At 61.3% G+C, this 19419-nt stretch carries 19 protein-coding genes and 2 rRNA genes (1 of these 21 only partly in view); 9 read left to right on the top strand and 12 right to left on the bottom strand.

Translation table 11 applies throughout. The features are described 5' to 3' along the window. Positions 1–476, top strand: a 23S ribosomal RNA gene (locus tag OSW16_RS17670); it begins 2416 nt to the left of the window's first position. A gap of 134 nt (positions 477–610) precedes the next feature. Next, positions 611–726 (top strand): 5S ribosomal RNA (rrf, locus tag OSW16_RS17665). 66 nt (positions 727–792) lie between these two features. On the opposite strand, the gene OSW16_RS17660 is transcribed toward rrf, so the two are convergent. Further along, complete coding sequence (locus OSW16_RS17660; protein ID WP_267817239.1) at positions 793–1656, bottom strand: universal stress protein; 864 nt, start codon at positions 1654–1656, stop codon at positions 793–795. A 154-nt stretch (positions 1657–1810) separates the two neighbouring features. Here OSW16_RS17660 and OSW16_RS17655 point away from each other — a divergent pair, with 154 nt between their 5' ends. Then, positions 1811–2428, top strand: coding sequence for a tRNA-(ms[2]io[6]A)-hydroxylase (locus OSW16_RS17655; RefSeq protein WP_241805442.1), 618 nt, complete (start codon positions 1811–1813; stop codon positions 2426–2428). A 32-nt stretch (positions 2429–2460) separates the two neighbouring features. On the opposite strand, the gene OSW16_RS17650 is transcribed toward OSW16_RS17655, so the two are convergent. Further along, the gene (locus OSW16_RS17650) at positions 2461–2781 is read right to left on the bottom strand and encodes a DUF883 family protein (RefSeq protein WP_418942201.1); all 321 of its coding nucleotides are present in this window, start codon (positions 2779–2781) and stop codon (positions 2461–2463) included. Positions 2782–2906: 125 nt separating this feature from the next. Here OSW16_RS17650 and OSW16_RS17645 point away from each other — a divergent pair, with 125 nt between their 5' ends. Then, entirely contained in the window at positions 2907–3170 is a 264-nt protein-coding gene (locus tag OSW16_RS17645) for a hypothetical protein (RefSeq protein ID WP_241805440.1), read from the top strand. Between the two features lie 14 nt (positions 3171–3184). Here OSW16_RS17645 and OSW16_RS17640 read toward each other — a convergent pair whose 3' ends face one another. Beyond that, positions 3185–3673 carry an LEA type 2 family protein gene (locus OSW16_RS17640; protein ID WP_241805439.1) on the bottom strand — a complete coding sequence of 163 codons (489 nt, stop codon included), beginning with the start codon at positions 3671–3673 and terminating at the stop codon, positions 3185–3187. A gap of 262 nt (positions 3674–3935) precedes the next feature. Here OSW16_RS17640 and OSW16_RS17635 point away from each other — a divergent pair, with 262 nt between their 5' ends. The 4 genes from OSW16_RS17635 to OSW16_RS17620 all read left to right on the top strand — a co-directional run bounded on the left by OSW16_RS17635 (position 3936) and on the right by OSW16_RS17620 (position 7227). Further along, positions 3936–4253, top strand: coding sequence for a hypothetical protein (locus OSW16_RS17635; RefSeq protein WP_267817235.1), 318 nt, complete (start codon positions 3936–3938; stop codon positions 4251–4253). Between the two features lie 23 nt (positions 4254–4276). After that, the gene (locus tag OSW16_RS17630; RefSeq protein WP_267817233.1) at positions 4277–5425 is read left to right on the top strand and encodes a PQQ-dependent sugar dehydrogenase; all 1149 of its coding nucleotides are present in this window, start codon (positions 4277–4279) and stop codon (positions 5423–5425) included. A gap of 104 nt (positions 5426–5529) precedes the next feature. Continuing rightward, on the top strand, positions 5530–6636 hold the full coding sequence (gene zapE / locus OSW16_RS17625) for a cell division protein ZapE (RefSeq protein ID WP_267817231.1): 1107 nt from the start codon (positions 5530–5532) through the stop codon (positions 6634–6636). Between the two features lie 12 nt (positions 6637–6648). Then, positions 6649–7227, top strand: a complete 579-nt coding sequence (locus tag OSW16_RS17620) for a DinB family protein (protein ID WP_241805435.1) — start codon at positions 6649–6651, stop codon at positions 7225–7227. Positions 7228–7251: 24 nt separating this feature from the next. Here the strand turns inward: OSW16_RS17620 and OSW16_RS17615 are convergent, their stop codons facing one another. The 8 genes from OSW16_RS17615 to OSW16_RS17580 all read right to left on the bottom strand — a co-directional run bounded on the left by OSW16_RS17615 (position 7252) and on the right by OSW16_RS17580 (position 17309). Next, positions 7252–9216 carry a DNA topoisomerase III gene (locus tag OSW16_RS17615; protein ID WP_267817228.1) on the bottom strand — a complete coding sequence of 655 codons (1965 nt, stop codon included), beginning with the start codon at positions 9214–9216 and terminating at the stop codon, positions 7252–7254. Between the two features lie 232 nt (positions 9217–9448). After that, entirely contained in the window at positions 9449–9883 is a 435-nt protein-coding gene (locus OSW16_RS17610) for a GNAT family N-acetyltransferase (RefSeq protein ID WP_267817226.1), read from the bottom strand. After that, a complete protein-coding gene (locus tag OSW16_RS17605) occupies positions 9876–11042 on the bottom strand; it encodes a cupin domain-containing protein (RefSeq protein ID WP_039604938.1) in 1167 nt (388 codons plus the stop codon). The genes OSW16_RS17610 and OSW16_RS17605 overlap by 8 nt, the downstream gene beginning before the upstream one ends. Positions 11043–11123: 81 nt before the next feature. Then, positions 11124–12494, bottom strand: coding sequence for an adenylosuccinate lyase (gene purB, locus OSW16_RS17600; RefSeq protein ID WP_267817222.1), 1371 nt, complete (start codon positions 12492–12494; stop codon positions 11124–11126). Between the two features lie 135 nt (positions 12495–12629). Then, complete coding sequence (gene hflD, locus OSW16_RS17595) at positions 12630–13256, bottom strand: high frequency lysogenization protein HflD (protein ID WP_241805431.1); 627 nt, start codon at positions 13254–13256, stop codon at positions 12630–12632. Continuing rightward, positions 13253–14377 (bottom strand): tRNA 2-thiouridine(34) synthase MnmA, encoded by a 1125-nt coding sequence (mnmA, locus tag OSW16_RS17590; RefSeq protein ID WP_267817219.1) that lies wholly within the window; start codon positions 14375–14377, stop codon positions 13253–13255. Before mnmA ends, hflD begins: the two co-directional genes overlap by 4 nt. A gap of 59 nt (positions 14378–14436) precedes the next feature. Then, entirely contained in the window at positions 14437–14877 is a 441-nt protein-coding gene (locus tag OSW16_RS17585) for an NUDIX hydrolase (RefSeq protein ID WP_267817217.1), read from the bottom strand. Between the two features lie 206 nt (positions 14878–15083). Next, entirely contained in the window at positions 15084–17309 is a 2226-nt protein-coding gene (locus tag OSW16_RS17580) for an NADP-dependent isocitrate dehydrogenase (RefSeq protein WP_241805428.1), read from the bottom strand. Between the two features lie 416 nt (positions 17310–17725). Here OSW16_RS17580 and icd point away from each other — a divergent pair, with 416 nt between their 5' ends. Then, positions 17726–18982 carry an NADP-dependent isocitrate dehydrogenase gene (gene icd / locus OSW16_RS17575; protein ID WP_241805427.1) on the top strand — a complete coding sequence of 419 codons (1257 nt, stop codon included), beginning with the start codon at positions 17726–17728 and terminating at the stop codon, positions 18980–18982. A gap of 69 nt (positions 18983–19051) precedes the next feature. On the opposite strand, the gene cspD is transcribed toward icd, so the two are convergent. Further along, positions 19052–19303: a cold shock domain-containing protein CspD gene (gene cspD / locus OSW16_RS17570; RefSeq protein WP_241805426.1), complete on the bottom strand. Its 252-nt coding sequence runs from the start codon at positions 19301–19303 to the stop codon at positions 19052–19054. Positions 19304–19419: the final 116 nt, after the last annotated feature.

The raw sequence follows: 19419 nt of genomic DNA, 5'->3' as shown, positions 1-19419 counted from the left end.
GATAAAAGGTACTCCGGGGATAACAGGCTGATACCGCCCAAGAGTTCATATCGACGGCGGTGTTTGGCACCTCGATGTCGGCTCATCACATCCTGGGGCTGAAGCCGGTCCCAAGGGTATGGCTGTTCGCCATTTAAAGTGGTACGCGAGCTGGGTTTAGAACGTCGTGAGACAGTTCGGTCCCTATCTGCCGTGGACGTTTGAGATTTGAGAGGGGCTGCTCCTAGTACGAGAGGACCGGAGTGGACGAACCTCTGGTGTTCCGGTTGTCACGCCAGTGGCATTGCCGGGTAGCTATGTTCGGAAGAGATAACCGCTGAAAGCATCTAAGCGGGAAACTTGCCTCAAGATGAGATCTCACTGGGATCTTGAATCCCCTAAAGGGCCGTCGAAGACTACGACGTTGATAGGTTGGGTGTGTAAGCGCTGTGAGGCGTTGAGCTAACCAATACTAATTGCCCGTGAGGCTTGACCATATAACACCCAAGCAATTTGCTGCTGCAGATTGTGGTGGTGAAGATGATACGAACCGAAAGTTCGCAACGAACCACAAATATCACATATCCGGATTCGCTGGGCTGTCCATCTGGACATTCTGGCTACAGAATTTCTTGACGACCATAGAGCATTGGAACCACCTGATCCCATCCCGAACTCAGTAGTGAAACGATGCATCGCCGATGGTAGTGTGGGGTTTCCCCATGTGAGAGTAGGTCATCGTCAAGATTCATTTCGCAAAACCCCTATCTGCGTGAGCAGGTAGGGGTTTTGTCTTTGTGTGCGGAAACGTTTCTAGCCTCGGGCCAGTTCAGCCAGGTGCGCGATCGCCTCTTCGCTTTTGAGCACCAGCACATCGCCCACCAGCGTATCCAGCACGACTTCAGAGGTATTGCCGATCAGGGCGCCAGAGATGCCCGTGCGCGCGACAGTGCCAATGACCGTGACCACTGCATCGAGCTTCTGCTCAATATGCGGTATCAGCACATCCGCAGGGCCCTCTGCGACATGCAGGCGATCCTCGCTGATATCGTATTCGGCCTGGAAAGCCCTGCACGCCTCTCGGTAGCGTTTTTCGATGGTCTCACTGAGCTGGTAGACCGGGTCGGATGCCGCCAGCATGGGGGAGGGATGCGCAGTGATCACGTGCAGTTCACCCTTGGCCAGGCTGGCGATGTCATAGCCATGCTCGATGATGCTGGCATGCAGCCGCCGATGGTCTTCGTCATCGTTGCCGACATCCACGGCAGCCAGAATTATGCCTTGCGTCCAAGGCCGCTCGCTCTTGACCATCAACACTGCGCAAGGGCACTGGCGTAGAAGTTTCCAGTCGCTTGGCGTCAGCAATGCCTTGCGCAGGGAGTTGTCAGGCCGGTGCTCCTTGATCACCAGGTCGCAACCCTCAGCCTGCTGAACGGCAATGATCGACTCATGCAGGCTCTCCCTCCAGTTCTGTTCGTGAGAGACGTTTGCGTAGCCATCGTCGTGTAGCTGACTGCTAAGCAAGCTGAGCAGTGCGCTGTGATCCTGTTTTTTGTCGCACATCAGCAAGTGCAGGCGCGCGCCGGTTACGCCGGCTATCAGCTTGGCGCGGGTCAACGCACGGCTATGGGCATGATGAGGATCGAGTACCACTAGAATGCTACGGACAGCTTGCATGGGCATGAACTCCCCTCAAAAGGTGGTGACCTATGCCTGACTATAGTAGGCCGGCCTTGCGTCGCCGTTTGATGTACATCAAGCATAGCCACTGGCGCTCATGATCGGCGCCGGTATAATCGCCCGTCCTGCCTGCTGTGTGTGGTTGTACGTTATGTCCCTGATCCCCGAAATAGATGCCTTCCTTGGTTGCAAGACGCCAGACGCCTGGATCGAGGCGGCCATTGCTGACCAGGAAACCTTGCTGATCGACCACAAGAACTGCGAGTTCAAAGCTGCCAGCACGGCGTTGAGCCTGATCGCCAAGTACAACACCCATCTGGACCTGATCAACATGATGTCACGCTTGGCCCGTGAGGAACTGGTACATCATGAGCAAGTGTTGCGTTTGATGAAGCGCCGTGGTGTGCCTTTGCGCCCAGTGTCGGCGGGGCGCTATGCCTCTGGCTTGCGCCGCCTGGTGCGCGCCCATGAGCCAGTCAAGCTGGTGGATACCCTGGTGGTCGGTGCCTTTATCGAAGCACGCAGTTGCGAGCGCTTTGCAGCATTGGTCCCGCACCTGGATGATGAGCTCGGCACTTTTTATCACGGCTTGCTTAAAAGTGAAGCGCGCCACTACCAAGGCTACCTGAAACTCGCCCATCAGTATGGCGATGAAGCGGATATCGCCCAGCGGGTTCAGCGGGTGCGTGAGGCGGAAGCAGATCTGATCCTGTCTGCGGATCAGGAACTGCGTTTCCACAGTGGTATTCCGATGGCGCAGGCCGCCTGATGTGCAACAGCCGGCACTGCGCCTGGTAACGGTTAGTGACGGCGGCCCAGTAGCAAGCCAATTACCAGGCCAAACCCGGCAGAGACCGCAACGGTTTGCCATGGGTGGCCGCCGATATATTCGTTTGTAGCGTCTACTACCGGTTGGGCTTTGGCGCGCACCTGTGCGGCTGCCTCTCGAGCCTGGCGAAGTTTCAGGCTGACCTGCGCGCGCAGCGTGTCGGCTTCTTCACCTACCAGGGAGGCGCTGTCGTTGAGCAGCCTCTCGGATTCTTCTATCAATGCCTGCAGCTCACTGAACACCTGATCCTTGATCTGCTCGCTGTTAGCTGCAAAGGCTGATTTTCGGGCCATGAACATGTCCTCGTCGATAGGGGGGTAAGCAATGGATGCCGGTGCGCCGGGAAAGTTGCGCCAGCTTAGCGATGAAGCACCACTACGGTGTAAGATAGCGGCCATTTCAACTGGCAGGTGCATTCATGAGTTTCAATCTGGCCAACAGGAGCTTCGAGGAACGGGCACAGATCGAGGCAGAAAAGGCGCGGCTGTTCGAACTGTGGCAGAACAACCTGGGCAAGGCGAAGGCTGACGCAGCCCGGCTGATTTCGGAAAAGCCGCGTCGCAAGGGCAAATGGGCTGAATGGGTACGTGCCGAGCTGGACGGCATGTCGCCGCCTGAATACGCCAGCATGGTACGCAGCGAGGTAAACAAGATGATGGCTGCTGCCAGCACCAACCGCTGATGATCCGCGGCCTGTCACCAGTACACGTTGCCCCCCTTGGGCAGGTCCAGCTTGCCCTCATCGGTAAAGCGCACGGTGCCCAGTGGGCCGCCAGCCAGTTTACCGCGCAGCACATAAGGCATCCCTTGTAGCGAGTCGAGCTTGCTCAGGCCATAGGCCTGGCGCAGGAATGCAAACGCCGTGATGCTCACCGGTACCACCACCACCGCTTCACTGTAACGGCCGATATGCCCCCGCTGGTCGCTGACCCCAGAGGCAAGTGCCTGGCCGTTGACCTCCAGGTTCAGCGCGATGCCGTTGTAGTCGACGGCTGCCTCGTTGGGATTTTGCACGCGCATCTTTACCGCCATGCGCATTTCCAGTTCTTGACCCGGCAAGGGTTCGATGCCGATCACGCTGATGTTCAGCGGGTCGCGTGCCTGGAGCAAAGCGCAGGCGTTCAGCACACCAGCCAGCAACAAGACCAGCAGCAATCGGGCGTAGCGTTGCAAAACGGCAGTCATGAAAATGGACCTTGCCAATGGAAACCGGCCTTGAGTGTGGCAAATGTCAGCCAGTGTTGAAAGCAGCGGTTCTGCTGCTGGGATGCCGCAATCGCTACCTTCGAGCATCCGAAGCCTACGCCTGGCATATTCTGTAGGTGCTCAGGGCTGCCTGAGGGTCATACTGAAACATCGCGAATCGCATTCACCCTTTTTCTGCGAACGCATGACGCCTTAGGCTATCAAACGCACGAGGCGCACCTTTTCGTACACGAGGTGGAGTATGAATCTTACATTGCCGGCCCTGGCCGTCGGCCTGTTGCTGGGCCTGCCTGTACAGGCGGCGCCGCTACAGCCTTTACTGCTTGCTGCCAGTAGTAACAACCCCTACAACAGCCCGATCCAGCGAGCCAACCCCAACAGCCGCCAAGGCAGCCTGCCTGTCACGCCACCGGTGCGCGGCCCTTCGACCCAGCCGATCCAGCGCACACCTAGTCTGGACAACCGCGGCATCGGTAATGGTGACAATTTGCGCCGCCAGCAGCAGACGCCGAACCTGGAACCCACCCGCCCACCGCGTGACACCCAGCGCGCGCCCTGAGCCGCCACTCAAAGGAATTCTGCATGATCAAAGCTACCTGGCTGACCACGTTTACCGCTGCTGCATTGCTGCCGCTGCTCGTGCATGCCGCCGCCGAGAAGCGCTTTCCCAGCGAGGAGGGGCAGGTGACCGTCAGTACCGTAGCGGACGGCTTGCGCAACCCTTGGGCATTGGCGTTCCTGCCCGGCGGTAAGGATATGCTGGTGACTGAACGCTCCGGTAATCTGCGTGTGGTCAATGCCGAAGGCAAGGTCGGCCCTCCCATAAGCGGAGTGCCCAACGTCTGGGCCGAGGGCCAGGGCGGCCTGCTCGACGTGGTGTTATCATCTGAGTTCGCCCAAGATCGTACCGTTTACTTGTCGTATGCCGAAGAGGGCAGTGATGGCAAGGCCGGCACTGCGGTTGGCCGTGGCCAACTGTCCGAAGATCGCGCACGTTTGGAAAATTTCGAGGTGATCTTCCGCCAGCAACCCAAGCTTTCGGTGGGCAATCACTTTGGCTCGCGCCTGGTCTTCGATCGGAATGGCTACCTGTTCGTCGCGCTGGGCGAGAACAACCAGCGCGCCACCTCCCAGGACCTGGACAAGCTGCAGGGCAAGGTTGTGCGCATCCTGCCCGATGGTGAAGTGCCCAAAGACAATCCCTTCGTCGGTAAAGACGGCGTGCGCCCTGAAATATGGTCGTTTGGCCATCGGAACCAGCAAGGTGCAGCGCTCAACCCCTGGACCGGCAAGCTGTGGACGCACGAGCATGGCCCCCGCGGCGGTGATGAGATAAACATCCCGCAGGCTGGGAAGAATTATGGTTGGCCAATCGCTACTCATGGCATCAACTACTCACTGCTGCCAATCCCTGAGGCCAAGGGCGAACATGTGGACGGTATGGTCGATCCGCATCATGTTTGGGAAAAGTCGCCAGGTATCAGCGGCATGGCTTTTTACGACAGCCCCACGTTCAAGGCTTGGGACCACAATCTGTTCATCGGCGCGCTGGCCACTCAAGAGCTGATTCGCCTGCAGCTCGATGGCGACAAGATCGTGCATGAGGAGCGCCTGTTAGGGGATTTGAAAACGCGAATCCGTGATGTGCGGGTTGGGCCGGATGGTTACCTGTACGTGCTCACCGATGACAAGGACGGGATGCTGCTGAAAGTTGGCTTGAGCCGGGGCTGAAAGCGCTTCCGGGATGTACTGGCCTATCGCAGGCGAACAGCTGAGCTGAAGTACAGTAGCGGGCGCTGGCTTGCCGATGATCGGCACCATCAACATAATGCGGCATGGCCTTAGACCCCAAAACGCTCTATCAGCAGGCCCTTGCCGAGCAAGGCTATGTCCCCGACCCGGAGCAGGCTCAGGCCGTCTATGCCTTGCAAGCCTGTTTCGAAGCCCTGGAGGGCGGTCGCCCCGCTCGGGGCCTTTACCTGTGGGGGCCGGTCGGCCGCGGCAAAACATGGCTCATGGACTTGTTCCACCGCTGCCTGAGTACTGGCGCCCGGCGGCAGCACTTCCACCATTTCATGGCGTGGGTCCACCAGCGGCTGTTTCAACTCAAAGGCACCGCTGATCCGCTGCAGGCGCTTGCCCGAGCGCTGGCGGGGGAGATCCGCGTGCTGTGCTTCGATGAGCTTTTTGTCAGCGACATCGCAGATGCAATCATTCTCGGTCGCCTGTTCCAGGTGTTGTTCGATCATGGTGTGGTAGTGGTTGCCACCTCCAATCAACCGCCGCAGTTGCTGTACCAAGACGGTTTCAATCGCGATCGTTTTCTGCCGGCTATCACCGCCATAGAGCGGCACATGCAAGTGCTGGCGGTGGCAGGCGAACTGGACCATCGTCTTCACCCTGGGGCCGCACACCAGCGCTACTGGGTGGCTGAAGCTGGCAAGGCAAAGGCGCTTGAGGCGGTGTTCAAGCAGCTCAGCCCCGACGATCCGGGCACTGCGCTGCCGTTCGCAGTGGGCGCACGGCAGATCCGGGTGATCCGGCGTAGCTCACAAGCGATCTGGTGTCGCTTTGCCGACCTCTGCGAGCAGCCAATGGCAGCAATGGAATTCATGGCGCTGTGCGATCAGTTTCCGGCGATCCTGGTCGAAGGCATTCCAGCCCTGAGCGGTGAGCAGCAGGCCGGGCGTATCGCCCGTGGTACCGAGGACGGTGCCGCACGGGTGGAGGCCGGTAATCGGCAACTGCCGGCGCTGGCGGCCAAGGATGACGCCGTGCGCCGCTTCGTTGCGCTGGTCGACGAATGCTACGACCGCAGGGTGGCGCTGTACCTTGAGGCGCAGGTTCCGCTTGAAGCGCTCTACACTCAAGGGTATCTGGCCTTCCCGTACCAAAGGACCCTAAGCCGGCTACGGGAGATGCAACTGCAACGCTTCGCCTGAAGGAGCCGAACCATGGAGCCGCTGTCGCATCATCTGCTGACCCAGGCCTATAACAATGGCTGGGCCAACCACCGCCTGTACAAGGCCTGTCTGCAACTGACCCAGGACGAGTTCGTCGCGCCCCGGTGCAGCTTCTTTCCGTCGATCAAGGCCACTCTCAACCATGTGCTGACGGTGGACTGGTTCTATCTGCACATGCTCGAGTGCGAGCAGCGTGGTGAGGCGCCTGCGGCCGACGGTGAACGCTTCTTCGAGGCGGAGCAGCCTTTTGCCACGTGCACCGACCTGCACGCCGAACAGGCGCAGGCTGACCACCGGCTGATCGCTTACTGCAGTGTGCTGAGCGACGACCAGTTATCGCGCTACGTGAGCATCGTGAGGCCCGACCGTGTGCAGCGTGAACAGCGCCTGCGCTTGCTTGCACACCTTTTCGAGCACCAGATCCATCACCGTGGCCAGGTCCATGCCATGCTCAGCGATACAGCAGTGCGCCCGCCCCAGCTCGATGAGTTCTTCTGTGAGGAAGAGGCCGGTTTGCGAGTGCATGATTTTGCCGAGCTTGGCTGGAGCGAGGATCGCGTCTGGAAGTGAGGCCGTGCTGCACTGGCTGACTATTCAGTTGGCGGCTTTGCGCCGGGGTTGTCGCGGCTTGCTGCCTGTGGCCTTGGCACCGTTAGCTGCAGGTTTGCCTTTGCCACCGCTGCGGCGCTTTTTCTTCCACGGCGCCGCCTTGCCCACCGCTGGCCCGTTGATGGTCATGCGCATGCCGCTGCAGCGCTCCACCAGTTTGCCCATCCATGCCGACTGCCGAGCAACGAAGTCCTCCAGGCTCATTTCACCATTTTGCACCATGTCCAGCGCCTGTTCCCAGATTGCCGTGGTACCTGGGTCGGCGATGGCGCGTGGCACGGCGTCGATCAGGCTGAAGGCGGCTGGGGTGGCGGCCAGTGCCTTGCCGTTCTTGACCAGATAGCCGCGGTCGAGCAGGCCCTGGATGATGCTGGCACGGGTCGCCTCGGTGCCGATGCCGGTGGTTTCCTTGAGCTTCTGTTTCAGCCGCGGGTCGTCCACCAGCTTGGCGACATTCTTCATGGCCTTGATCAGGTCGCCTTCGGTGAAGGGTTTGGGCGGTTGGGTCCACAAGTCCTTCAACTGCAGGCCCTGTACGGCGCAGTCCTGGCCCTCGCACAATGTGGGCAGCACTTGCGCCGGCGGCGCTTCGCGACCTTTGGCTGGAGCCAGCGCCTCGGGTAATGCGCGACGCCAGCCCGGCTCCACGATCTGCTTGCCGACTGCACGCAGGGCATGGCCTGCACAGTCGAACTCGGCCTGGGTGCGATCATACTCGTGGTTAGGCAGGAACTGGGCCAGGTAGCGGGCGCGGATCAGGGTGTAGACCGCCTTGTGCTTGGCTGGCAAGCGTGACGGGTCGCTGGCGGCCGCAGTAGGGATGATGCCGTGGTGCGCGGTGACTTTGGCATCGTTCCAGGCCCGCGAGCGGCGGTGCGGCGCAAGGTGCGCTTGCAGCGGCGCCAGGCTGCTATCGGCTCGCTGCAATGCAGCAAGGATTGCCGGCGCTTCGCTGTGCTGGCTGAGGGGCAGGTAACCGCAATCGCTGCGTGGGTAGGTGATCAGCTTGTGGGTTTCGTACAGGGCCTGGGCAATGTCGAGGGTTTCCTGCGCACCAAGGCCGAATTTCTTGGAGCACAGTTCCTGCAGGTTGCCGAGGTCGAAGGGCAGGGGGGCTGCCTCGCGTACACGTTCTGTGGCCACCTTGATCACCCGTGCAGTACGGGCGTTGCCGATGTCTGTGGCGGCCTGTTGGGCCAGCGCCTGGTCAAGGCAGCGGCCCTGGTCGTCGCAGATCTGTTGTGGCGCTCGCCACTGGGCGTTGAAGCCCATGCCGGCATGCTCGAGTTGCACGTCGATGGCCCAGAACGGTAACGGTACGAAATCGGCGATGCTGCGGTCGCGGTCCACCACCAGGCGCAGGGTAGGTGTTTGTACCCGGCCCACCGGTAGCACACCCTGGTAGCCCGACTGGCGGCCCAGTAGGGTGAACAGTCGGCTCATGTTCATGCCGATGAGCCAGTCGGCGCGTGAGCGGCCCAGCGCCGAGTGATAGAGGTTGAAGGTATCCTGCCCCGGCAGCAGGCGCGCCAAGGCCTTGCGAATCGAGGCATCGTCCAGGGCGGACAGCCACAGGCGCTGTATGGGCCCACGGTAGCGACAATGCTCGACCAGTTCGCGGGCGATCATTTCGCCTTCGCGGTCGGCATCGGTCGCGATTACCAGTTCGCGTGCCTCGCCGAGCAAGCGCTTGACGGCCTTGAACTGGCTGGCGGTCTTGGGCTTGACCAGCATCTTCCATTTGTCTGGAATGATTGGCAGGTCGGCGAGGTTCCAGCGCTTGTAGCGTTCGTCGTAGCTGTCGGGCGGCGCGGTTTCCAACAGGTGGCCGATGCACCAGGTGACGCAGACGTCTGTGCCTTGCCAGCAGCCGTCGCCCTTGCGGTTGGCACCTAGGATCTTGGCGATGTCTTTTGCCTGGGAGGGTTTTTCGCAGAGGAACAGGCGCATGGCCGGGACGCTTTATCGAGAGTGATAGGCACTAGGATGCGCAAGCGCGGGCGCGGAGGCAAGTTTTATCTGGATGGATGTACAGGTTTTTATCAGTGAGGATGTTGCTGCGACCACCGTCCTCGCGCCGGCAAGCCGGCCCCCACAGGTGTATCACCGCTCCTGAAAGCTATGAGGTATGTGGGGGAGCCGGCATGCCGGCGAGAGGGCCGGTGAGGTCAGCCGCTAGGCATCAGGCGATCTCGCGGGAGTCGCGCACCATGTCAACATGCGGGATGCCGGCTTCAAGGAATTCCTCGCTGACCACGCGAAAGCCGAGCCGCTCGTAGAATGGCGTGGCATGCACTTGCGCGCTGAGCATCTGTTGCTTGAGGTCACGGTTCTGCGCCTCGAGGATGACCGTATTGACCAGTGCATCGCCAACCTTCAGCCCGCGCCAGTCCTTTAGCACCGAGATGCGCCCGATCGTACCGTCAGCCAGCAGGCGGGCAGTGCCAATCGGGTAATCGCCTTCCAGCGCCAGAAAATGCAGCGCGTCCTGGTCTTCCGAGTCGAACTCCAGCTCAGGCGGAATGTGCTGTTCGGCGACGAACACCGCTTCACGGATACGCCGGATATCGGCATTGTCTTTCTGCCAATCGGCGAGGCGCACGCGAATCTTATTCATTGGCGAATCCCAGGCTTCCTTGTTTGATCAACTGCTGTACCAGCATAAGGCCGTCTTCATCCTCCAGCCACTGTGCAAGGTTGTCGATGTGTAACGCGTCGGCGGCACACACCAGCTTCAGCAGCTCGCGCAGTTTGGCGGGCAGCGGGCAGCTGCGGCCGCTGGCGAACAGCATCAGGTCATCGCCAAGCTCCGACCAGGCCATGCGCGCACTTGGGTTGCGAATCAGGATGGCACCGTCTTCGAGTGCTTCGATCAGCTCCTGCTCGTCCAGCTCTTCACCGACGACCTGTTCGGGGTAGCGCGGCTCGGTCATGAACTGGCCGAACCAGGTCAGCAGCAGGTCCTTGTCGTTCATGTGCTTGTCGAGCAGGCCCTTGAGACGGTCGAGGGCGTCGTGCTGGATCTGGTGCGGGTCGCTGGCAGGCTCGGCGTCGGCGTCGCTGTAGCGTTCCTCGTCCGGCAGGAACTGGCCGAGGAAGTCGGTGAAGTGGGTCAGCACTTCGGCGGCGCTTGGCGCGCGGAAACCGACCGAGTAGGTCAGGCAGTCGTCCACGGCTACGCCGTAGTGAGCCAGGCGCGGTGGCAGGTAGAGCATGTCGCCAGGCTCCAGGGTCCATTCGCCGCTCTGTTCGAATTCGGCGAGGATGCGCAGGTCGGCATGGTCCAGCAGCGGGCTGTCGCTGTTGCACATCTGGCCGATCTTCCAGTTGCGCTGGCCGTGGCCTTGCAGCAGGAACACGTCGTAGTTGTCGAAGTGCGGGCCTACGCTGCCACCGGGAGTGGCGAAGCTGATCATCACATCGTCGATGCGCCAGCTTGGCAGGAAGCGGAAGTGCTCCAGTAGTTCGGCCACTTCAGGTACGAACTGGTCGACGGCCTGAACCAGCAGGGTCCAGTCTTTCTCAGGCAGGTCGGCGAAGGTGTCTTCGTTGAACGGGCCGCGGCGCAGCTCCCACGGGTGGGCGCCGTGCTCGAGCACGATGCGCGACTCGACTTCCTCTTCCAGGGCCAGGCCGGCCAGCTCGTCGGGGTCGATCGGGCTTTCGAAGTCCGGGAATGCCTGGCGCACCAGCAGCGGCTTCTTCTGCCAGTAGTCGCGCATGAATTCACGGGCCGAGATGCCGCCGAGCAGCTGCAGTGGAGTATCAGGATTCATGTTCAACCTATTGAAAAAACGTAATTTTCGTCCGGGAATAAAAACGCCCGGCCAGGCCGGGCGTTGAACTCGACGCTTAGCTTAGATGCGTTTGGCCTGCGCTACGGCGTTACCGATGTAGCTGGCAGGGGTCAACTGCTTGAGCTCGGCCTTGGCTTCGGCTGGCATGTCCAGGCCGTCGATGAAGGTCAGCAGTGCTTCTGGGGTGATGCCCTTGCCACGGGTCAGCTCCTTGAGCTTCTCGTAGGGGTTCTCGATGTTGAAGCGGCGCATCACGGTCTGGATCGGCTCGGCGAGGACTTCCCAGCAGGCGTCCAGGTCGGCGGCGATACGTGCGGCGTTGACTTCCAGCTTGCCGATGCCTTTGAGGCTGGCTTCATAGGCGATGACGCTGTGAGCGAAGCCCACACCCAGGTTGCGCAGCACGGTGGAGTCGGTCAGGTCACGCTGCCAGCGCGAGATCGGCAGTTTGCTGGCCAAGTGCTGGAACAGTGCGTTGGCGATACCCAGGTTGCCTTCGGAGTTTTCGAAGTCGATCGGGTTGACCTTGTGCGGCATGGTCGACGAGCCGATTTCGCCAGCGACGGTCTTCTGCTTGAAGTAGCCCAGCGAGATGTAGCCCCACACGTCGCGGTCGAAGTCGATGAGGATGGTGTTGAAGCGGGCGATGGCGTCGAACAGCTCGGCGATGTAGTCGTGCGGCTCGATCTGGGTGGTGTACGGGTTGAACACCAGGCCCAGTTCGTCTTCGATGAAGGCGCGGGCGTTTTCTTCCCAGTCGATCTGCGAGTAGGCCGACATGTGGGCGTTGTAGTTGCCCACAGCACCGTTGATCTTGCCCAGCAGCGGCACGGCGGCCACTTGAGCGATCTGGCGCTCCAGGCGGTAGACGACGTTGGCCAGCTCTTTACCCAGCGTGGTCGGCGAAGCCGGCTGGCCGTGGGTGCGCGACAGCATCGGCACGTCGGCGTGCGCATGGGCCAGGGCGCGAATGGCATCAGCGATCTGGCGCATCAGTGGCAGCAGCACGTCATCGCGGCCAGCACGCAGCATCAGGGCGTGGGACAGGTTGTTGATGTCCTCACTGGTGCAGGCGAAGTGGATGAATTCGCTGACTTTGGCCAACTCAGGCAGTTGCGCAGCCTGCTCCTTGAGGAGGTACTCGATCGCCTTGACGTCATGGTTGGTGGTGCGCTCGATTTCCTTGACGCGTTCAGCGTGCTCGAGCTTGAAGTCGGTGGCCAGGCTGTCCAGCAGGGCGTTGGCTTCGGCGGAGAACGCCGGCACTTCGCCGATCTGCGGGTGGGCGGCCAGGCGCTGCAGCCAGCGCACTTCGACCAGGGCGCGGAAACGGATCAGGCCGAATTCGCTGAAAATGGGGCGCAAGGCCTGGGTTTTGCCGGCATAACGGCCGTCTACAGGGGAAACCGCAGTGAGCGAAGAGAGCTGCATGGGGTGTTCTCGGACAGTCAGGCTTTTGGAGGGCGCATATCATACATGAAAAATGCGCCGAGGTCGGGTGGCTGACCAAAGGTCAGCCCAATCTGAATCGGGTGGCAGTCGCTGTGCAAACAGGCAGCTCAGCCCTCAACTGGGGCTGCGCATCATATCGTACAGCTCGTTGAGCAACTTGCGCCGGCTGAACACCAGCTGCCAGCGGTGCCCGCCCAGCTGGCGCCAAAGGCGTGCGGCGCGGATACCGGCCAGCAGCAGGGCGCGAATTTTCGAAGCGTTGCTGGCCTGCTGCAGGAAGCGCATGTCGCCATGCACCTGAATGCGCTGGCGCAGGGTGCTCAGGGTGTCCTGATACAACGCGCCGCTGGAAGCGATGACGTTTTCGTGAACCAGGCCGAAATGGTCGGCCTGTGACTGGATCTGCGGCAGGCGGTTGCCAATGGTGTCGAGCAGGTCGCCACGCTTGTTCAGCTGGCGTTCCAGGCCGAGCATCGACAGCGCATAACGCAGTGGTTCGCGCTGCAGGCTGCTGGGGTCGCGCTCCAGGGCGCCGACCAGGGCGCGATAACCGTCACGCAGGTTGAGGTCGTCGCCACCGAACACCTCCAGGGTGTCCTTGGGGTCGCGCACCAGCAGGCTGCCCAGCATGCAGCCGATATCGGCCTCGCTGGCCTGGCCGGTGCGGGCGATGCGGTCGACCAGCACGGCGGCCTGAAACACCCCGCCCAGGGCAATCAATTGCTCCTGCAGTTTGCTCATGCGCGCGGGCTCCACGGCTCGGCCGTCTCGATAACGCCGCCGCCCAGGCACACCTCACCGTCGTAGAACACTACCGACTGGCCAGGGGTAACGGCGCGCTGCGGCTCGTCGAACACGGCGCGGTAGCCGCTTTCGGTCAGTTCCAGGGTGCAGCGCTGGTCGCTCTGGCGGTAGCGCACCTTGGCAGTGAGCGTGCGCGGGCTGCTGAGGTCGATCGGGTTGACCCAGAAGATTTCCGAAGCGAGCAGCGCACGGGAGAACAACCAAGGGTGTTCATTGCCCTGGCCGACCACCAGTACATTGCGGGCCAGGTCTTTGTGCAGCACGTACCACGGCTCGTCGCCTGCGTCTTTGAGGCCGCCAATCCCCAAGCCCTGGCGCTGGCCAATGGTGTGGTACATCAGGCCGTGGTGGCGGCCGATGACTTCGCCTTCGGTGGTCTGGATCTCACCTGGCTGGGCCGGCAGGTACTGCTTGAGGAAGTCACTGAAACGGCGTTCACCGATGAAGCAGATACCGGTGGAATCCTTCTTCTTGGCGGTGGCCAGGCCGTGTTTTTCGGCGATGGCGCGGACCTCGGGCTTTTCCAGTTCGCCGACCGGGAACAGGGTGCGAGCGATTTCCTTGCCACCCACGGCATGCAGGAAATAGCTCTGGTCCTTGTTCGGGTCCAGGCCCTTGAGCAGTTCGGTGATCGCGCCAGTGTCGCGGCGGCGCACGTAATGACCGGTGGCGATCAGGTCTGCCCCCAGCGAAAGCGCGTAGTCGAGAAACGCCTTGAACTTGATTTCGCGGTTGCAGAGGATGTCCGGGTTGGGTGTACGGCCGGCTTTGTATTCTTCGAGGAAATGCTCGAAAACATTGTCCCAGTATTCAGCAGCGAAGTTGGCGGTATGCAGCTTGATGCCGATGCGGTCGCACACGGCCTGGGCGTCGGCCAGATCTTCCCGGGCGGTGCAGTATTCGGTGCCGTCGTCCTCTTCCCAGTTCTTCATGAACAGACCTTCCACCTGGTAGCCCTGCTCCATGAGCAGAAGGGCGGAGACGGAAGAGTCCACGCCGCCGGACATGCCGACGATGACGCGGGTCTTGGCGGGGTCTTTGAGTGCTGGGCTGGTCATGGCTACCGATGTGTATCAAGGGGGAAAAGCGCCGATTCTATCAAACCCGAGGCTGCGCGTCAGTCGCGCAGCAAGTCGAGGCTGTGCAGCGGGCCTGCGAGGTAGTCATCCAGGCAGCGTGGCACCAGTTCGCTGCGCCAGCGGTCGGGGGCGGCCAACAGCTCCTCGCGGGTGAGCCAGACGGCACGGACGATGTCGCTGTCCAGGGCGCGGTCGGCGTGGTGGCGTACGGGGCGTGCGGCGAAGCAGATGCGCTGGTAGGTCACGCCGTTGCTGGGTGCGGTGTACAGATAGATGCCGACCACGCCGGTGAGCTCGACTTCCCACGCGGTTTCTTCCAGCGTTTCGCGCAGTGCGGCCTGGGGCAGGGTTTCGTCAGGCTCCAGGTGGCCGGCGGGCTGGTTGAACACGTGCTGGCCGGCCTTGAACTCCTCGACGAAGAGGAATTTGCCTGCGTGCTCGACGACGGTGGCGACGGTGATGTGCGGTTGCCAGGACACGGTCGATGTTCTCCGATGGTTAGAAGCTGCAAGCTGCAAGCTGCAAGCCACAAGCCACAAGCCACAAGCCACAAGCAAGAGCAAGAGCAAGAGCAAGAGCAGTGCGCGCATCGCTTTGTCTTGCAGCTTGCAGCTTGAAGCTTGCGGCTCAAAAAGCACAAACCCCGGTGCGTGGCCGGGGTTTGTGCTGTTACGTCAAGCGAGCCTTACAGGGCGGCGATCGCGCTGTTCAGGGTCTGGCTTGGGCGCATCACCTTGGCGGTCAGCTCTGCGTCCGGAGCGTAGTAGCCACCGATGTCGGCCGGCTTGCCCTGAACGGCGTTGAGCTCGGCGACGATGGTCGCTTCGTTCTCGGCCAGGGTTTTCGCCAGCGGCGCGAAGCGCGCCTGCAGCGCGGCGTCGTCAGTCTGGGCGGCCAGGGCTTCTGCCCAGTACAGGGTCAGGTAGAAGTGGCTGCCGCGGTTGTCGATACCACCGACTTTACGCGAAGGCGACTTGTTGGTGTCGAGGAACTTGCCGGTGGCCTGGTCCAGGGTGTTGGCAAGGACCTTGGCGCGCGGATTGTCGTACGTGTTGCCCAGGTGCTCCAGGGACGCGGCCAGGGCCAGGAATTCACCCAGCGAGTCCCAGCGCAGGAAGTTTTCTTCCACCAACTGTTGCACGTGCTTGGGTGCCGAACCGCCAGCGCCGGTTTCGAACAGGCCACCGCCGTTCATCAGCGGCACGATCGACAGCATCTTGGCGCTGGTGCCCAGCTCCATGATCGGGAACAGGTCGGTCAGGTAGTCGCGCAGCACGTTGCCGGTCACCGAGATGGTGTCCTTGCCTTCACGAATGCGGGCAAGCGAGAACTTGATGGCGTCGACCGGCGCCAGGACACGGATGTCCAGGCCAGCGGTGTCGTGATCCTTCAGGTACTTCTGCACCTTCTCGATCATCACACCGTCGTGGGCGCGGGCCGGGTCCAGCCAGAATACGGCCGGGGTGTTGCTCAGGCGGGCGCGGTTGACGGCCAGCTTGACCCAGTCCTGGATCGGCGCGTCTTTGGTCTGGCACATGCGGAAGATGTCACCGGCTTCGACGTTCTGCTCCAGAACGACCTTGCCCTTGCCATCGACCACGCGCACGACACCGTCGGCCTTGACCTGGAACGTCTTGTCGTGGGAGCCGTATTCTTCGGCTTTCTGTGCCATCAGGCCGACGTTCGGTACGCTGCCCATGGTGGTTGGGTCGAACGCGCCGTTGGCCTTGCAGTCTTCGATGGTGGCCTGGTAGATGCCGGCGTAGCAGCGGTCCGGGATGATCGCCTTGGCGTCCTGCAGCTCACCGGCGGTGTTCCACATCTTGCCCGAGTCACGGATCATGGCCGGCATCGATGCGTCGACGATGACGTCGCTCGGCACGTGCAGGTTGGTGATGCCTTTATCGGAGTTGACCATGGCCAGGGCCGGGCGGTCGGCGTACAGGGCCTGGATGTCGGCTTCGATCTCGGCCTGCTTGTCGGCTGGCAGGTCCTTGATGCGGGCATACAGGTCGCCGATGCCGTTGTTGGCATTGAAGCCCACTTCGGTCAGCGCGGCAGCGTGCTTGGCCAGCACTTCGCCGTAGAAGGCTTCGACGATGACGCCGAACATGATCGGGTCGGAAACCTTCATCATGGTGGCTTTCAGGTGCACCGACAGCAGCACGCCAGAGGCCTTGGCATCGGCGATCTGCTCGGCGATGAAGGCTTTCAGGGCCTTGCGGCTCATGGTCGCGCAGTCGATGACTTCGGCGGCTTTGACGGCGGTCTTTTCTTTCAGCACGGTGATGCTGCCGTCTTTGGCAACCAGCTCGATGCGCAGGCTGTCGTCAGCCTCGATCAGTGCGGCCTTTTCGCTGCCGTAGAAGTCGCCCTGGGTCATGTGGGCAACGTGCGACTTGGAGTCGGCGGCCCAGGCACCCATCTTGTGCGGGTGCTTGCGCGCGTAGTTCTTGACCGACAGCGGTGCGCGGCGGTCGGAGTTGCCTTCGCGCAGTACCGGGTTCACGGCGCTGCCCTTGATGCGGTCGTAGCGCGCGCGGGATTCTTTTTCTTCCGCGGTGGCCGGTTCGTCGGCGTAGTCCGGGATATTGAAGCCCTTGCCTTGCAGTTCCTTGATGGCGGCCTTGAGCTGCGGCACCGAGGCGCTGATGTTCGGCAGCTTGATGATGTTGGCTTCAGGTGTGGTAGCCAGTTGGCCCAGTTCCGCCAGGTGATCGCCTACCTGCTTCTCGGTGCCCAGTTGCTCCGGGAATGCCGCGAGGATGCGGCCAGCCAGGGAAATGTCGCGAGTTTCGACGGCGATGTCAGCCGAAGCGGTGAACGCTTCGACGATCGGCAGCAGCGAGTAGGTGGCGAGGGCGGGGGCTTCGTCGGTGAAGGTATAGATGATCTTGGAACGGGTGGGCATGCGGGTTAACTCTCTATGTGCTGAGCGTACTCGAGTCTCGAGGTGCGCAGGGTAGGCGCTTCGCCCTGGCGACGCCATGAGCGGAAAGTCGAGAGGCTGCGAGCGGTGATGGTGGATGCATCAGTCGAGCGTCAAGTGCTGAACTGCGGTAACAGCCCAGGCTTTGTGGCCAGTTACTGGCCGAGGGCGAGCCGCATTTTCCTGGGATTCGCCCCGATGACCCTTCGGTCGCGGCGCAGTATATCAAACCAATCGGGCTATTCAGCAAGGCGAAGTGACATCGGCGCCATTTATAAGACCAAAGACGTAGCGGCAATGTGGCGTGATGTCGCAGCGCTTGCAGGTCGGCAGATGTGGTTTAGGCTCAGTGGGATCGCATGATGTCCAATCACACCCGAAAGCGGAGTAGTGCAAGCATGGGATACCAGAAAATCAAGGTTCCGACCGACGGCGCCAAGATCACCGTCAATGCAGACCATTCGCTCAATGTGCCCGACAACCCCATCATTCCCTATATCGAAGGCGACGGCATTGGCATCGACGTCTCACCGGTGATGATCAAGGTGGTTGACGCTGCTGTGAACAAGGCCTACGGCGGCAAGCGCAAGATCGCCTGGATGGAGGTGTACGCCGGGGAGAAGGCCACCCAGGTCTATGACCAGGATACATGGCTGCCCCAGGAGACCCTGGATGCGGTGCGCGACTATGTCGTATCGATCAAAGGGCCGCTGACCACCCCGGTCGGAGGGGGCATCCGTTCGCTGAACGTGGCCCTGCGCCAGCAGCTCGATCTTTATGTGTGCCTGCGCCCGGTGCTGTGGTTCGAGGGCGTGCCCAGCCCGGTCAAGAAGCCAGGCGATGTCGACATGGTGATCTTCCGTGAGAACTCCGAGGACATCTACGCCGGTATCGAATGGAAAGCCGGCTCGCCCGAGGCGGACAAGGTGATCAAGTTTCTCAAGGAGGAAATGGGCGTCACCAAGATCCGTTTCGACCAGGACTGCGGCATCGGGGTCAAGCCGGTTTCCCGCGAGGGCACCAAGCGCCTGGTGCGCAAGGCCCTACAGTACGTGGTGGACAACGACCGAGAGTCGCTGACCCTGGTGCACAAGGGCAACATCATGAAGTTCACCGAAGGTGCCTTCAAGGACTGGGGTTACGAGGTGGCCAAGGATGAGTTTGGCGCCGAGTTGCTCGATGGTGGCCCGTGGATGAAGTTCAAGAACCCCAAGACCGGCCGCGAGGTCATCGTCAAGGACGCCATCGCCGACGCCATGCTCCAGCAGATACTGCTGCGCCCGGCCGAGTATGACGTGATCGCCACGCTCAATCTCAACGGCGACTACCTGTCCGATGCATTGGCGGCGGAAGTGGGGGGTATCGGTATCGCGCCAGGTGCCAACCTGTCCGACACCGTGGCCATGTTCGAGGCCACCCACGGCACGGCACCCAAGTATGCCGGCCAGGACAAGGTCAACCCGGGCTCGGTGATCCTCTCGGCAGAGATGATGCTGCGCCACATGGGCTGGACCGAGGCAGCCGACCTGATCATCAAGGGCACCAACGGCGCGATAGCGGCCAAGACGGTCACCTACGACTTCGAGCGGCTGATGGAGGGCGCGAAGCTGGTGGGCAGCTCAGGCTTCGGGGACGAAATGATCAAGCATATGTGAAACAATTGAAAACCGGCCGCCCCTTATGACGGGGCGGCCGGTTTTTCGTGTGCCGGCGCAAAGCAGGGGTCAGGCTTCTGCGGTCGATGATTGCGAGGCTCCCGTCGAGGTGCTGGTGATAGCGTTGGCGATCTCGGTCGCATGCAGGCCCTTGGGGCCCTGCACGATCTCGAAAGTCACGGCTTGTCCGGCCTTGAGGGTTTTGTAACCGTCCATCTTGATCGCCGAATAGTGGGCGAACAGATCGTCGGTTTTGCCGTCTTCATTGATGAATCCGTAGCCCTTGGCATTGTTGAACCACTTGACTTTACCGCTTGCCATCCCTATGTCCCTCTGCAAAGGACTCCATCACTGGAGTATCATCCACTTCATCCGCATACGAACCTTGCGAAAAATCTGGTTGACTGCGCGGATCTTTATCGACCACGGTGGGTTCT

This window comes from Pseudomonas putida (assembly GCF_026625125.1).
Lineage (GTDB): Bacteria > Pseudomonadota > Gammaproteobacteria > Pseudomonadales > Pseudomonadaceae > Aquipseudomonas > Aquipseudomonas putida_X.
This window is presented reverse-complemented; position numbering and strand designations above follow the sequence as displayed.